This is a genomic window from Daejeonella sp., assembly GCF_037719425.1.
Taxonomy (GTDB): domain Bacteria; phylum Bacteroidota; class Bacteroidia; order Sphingobacteriales; family Sphingobacteriaceae; genus Daejeonella.
In genome coordinates, this window is sequence record NZ_JBBJNI010000112.1 from 11,927 (window position 1) to 14,182 (window position 2,256).

At 41.4% G+C, this 2,256-nt stretch carries 3 protein-coding genes; all 3 read left to right on the forward strand.

The window, feature by feature from the left end:
- Nucleotides 1–199 (forward strand): sigma factor-like helix-turn-helix DNA-binding protein (locus WKF69_RS14045; protein WP_340382706.1); only part of this gene is annotated, 199 nt, incomplete at its 5' end.
- Nucleotides 200–299: 100 nt separating this feature from the next.
- Nucleotides 300–1,520 (forward strand): FecR family protein, encoded by a 1,221-nt coding sequence (locus tag WKF69_RS14050; protein WP_340382707.1) that lies wholly within the window; start codon nucleotides 300–302, stop codon nucleotides 1,518–1,520.
- A 186-nt stretch (nucleotides 1,521–1,706) separates the two neighbouring features.
- Nucleotides 1,707–2,256: carboxypeptidase-like regulatory domain-containing protein (locus WKF69_RS14055; protein ID WP_340382708.1), on the forward strand; the 550-nt coding region annotated here is incomplete at its 3' end.

Genomic DNA, 2,256 nt, shown 5'->3' on the forward strand with positions numbered 1-2,256 from the left:
TGACCTTCAGCGTTTCACCGAAAAAGTGTTGATCAAATTGCCTAAACAACAACAACTCGTCTACCGGATGAGCAGGCAACAGGACCTTAGTTACGACGAAATCGCCGAAGAACTGCTGATTTCCCGTAATACTGTCAAAAACCACCTGGTTGCTGCCCTTAAGACTTTGAAGAGCCAATTGCAAAAAGCGTTTTTGTAGTTATTGTGCCTTTTATTTTCAAATAATTTCAACTACACTAGTCCGCCCGGGCTTTTGCGGTGTACTCCCATATATAAATCATCCTCTGGGGAAAATTACTATGAGTCAGGAAAAATTAGATCAGCTGCTAATCCTGTTTGCCGAAGGCAGTATTTCCATGGAGGATTATGATCAGTTAATTAGGTATATCCGTGAAAATCAGCAGGGAAGTAACCTGACGACCGCAATTGACCATGTTTTTCAGAATATGAAAAACCACGATGTGTTAAGTCCTGAAGAAAAGGAATTAATTTATCAGAATATTATCGATGATAAGAGGTTTAGCCTCGAAGATGCAAATGAAGACGGCGCAACACCCACCCTAATAACTGGGATGTGGAAACAACTTGGAATTGCTGCAAGTATCCTGCTTATTCTTTCTACAGGATTATATTTCTATACGAATAGATCACCAAATCTTAAAATTGTAAAGCAGATAGATAGTCCGCAACAAAGGATAATCCTTCCCGGCGGGGATAAGGCCGTATTAACCTTGTCAGATGGTTCCCGCATCATCCTGGATAACGCAAAGAACGGGATTCTGGCTAAGCAGGCTGGAGTAAGCATCCAGAAAACCTCTGATGGCATGCTACTTTATTCTTTTGCCACTACCGGATCAGAAAAAATATCAGTCAAGGAAGAAATAAAGATTGTTTATAATAAAATTGAAACACCGAAAGGCGGCAAATATCAATTGAATCTGCCTGATGGCAGCAAAGTGTGGCTGAATGCTTCCTCCTCCCTCCGTTTCCCTGCTCTTTTTGCTGGGAATTCCCGCGAAGTTGAACTAACAGGAGAGGCATTTTTTGATGTGGCGGAAAATAAACGCAAGCCTTTTAAAGTAATTACCAAGGATCAGATCGTGGAGGTACTCGGCACCCAGTTCAATATTAATTCCTATTCAGACGAAGGCGTTATCAAAACCACGTTGATAGAAGGCTCTGTTAAAATTATCTATAAGGATAAAGTAGTGATGTTAGGGCCGGGACAGCAATTTCAGCCTGTGAACTCAGCTGCGAAAGTTGTCGAGGCCGATACGGAAGAAGTAGTTGCATGGAAGAATGGATACTTCCTGTTTAAGAATGAAGATATCCGGAGCATTATGCGGAAAGTATCCCGTTGGTATGATGTGGAAGTGAGTTACGAAAAAGATATACCGGTTGTTGGTTTTGGAGGGAATATTTCCAGATCAAATAACATCTCGGAAGTGCTTAACGCGCTCCAGCTAACCAATGCCGTTCATTTTAAGGTCGAAGGAAGGAGGGTTACCGTTATGCCATGAATTTGACCAATAAAAGGCTAAAGGTAATCAACAAAAAACCAGGAACGGTTGCAACGCTCCTGGCGAATTTGGGTTACCAATTTAAATGTTGTGAACAAGTTTTACTAATCCCAAACACGCAAAGATATGAAAATCTACGCATTAACTCTATGGAGGTCGTCTGATTACTTAATTAAAATTTTGTTGATGATAAAACTGACTTTTGTTTTATTGATCACTGCCTTACTTCAAATAAGCAGTGCTACATCATTTTCTCAAACAGTGAGTCTCAAGTTTAGAAATGCTAAACTTGAGACCGTACTTAAAGAGATTGGAAGCCAGACCGGCTATGACCTTGTGTATATTACACCCCTCATAAATGAGGCTAAGCCAGTTAGTATTAATGTAACAAACGCGCCTCTCACTGAAGTGCTCGAGAAGTCATTTTCTAACCAGGTTCTAACCTATACTATTAGCAATAACACCATCGTTGTCCAGAAGAGAACTGCTTCATTATCATCAGCTGCCATTGTCGATATTAATCGACTTTTAGATAAGGCTGCTCCCCTGGATATTCGTGGCCAGGTAACTGACACCAAGGGCGAAGCACTTATTGGCGTCAGTGTCCGACTGAAGGGCACCTCGGTAGGCGTTAGCACAGATGTAAACGGCCGCTACACTATTACTGTACCTGATGAGCCTGCCACTTTAGTGTTTACTTACATTGGATATGATATCAAAGAGATTGCGGTGACCG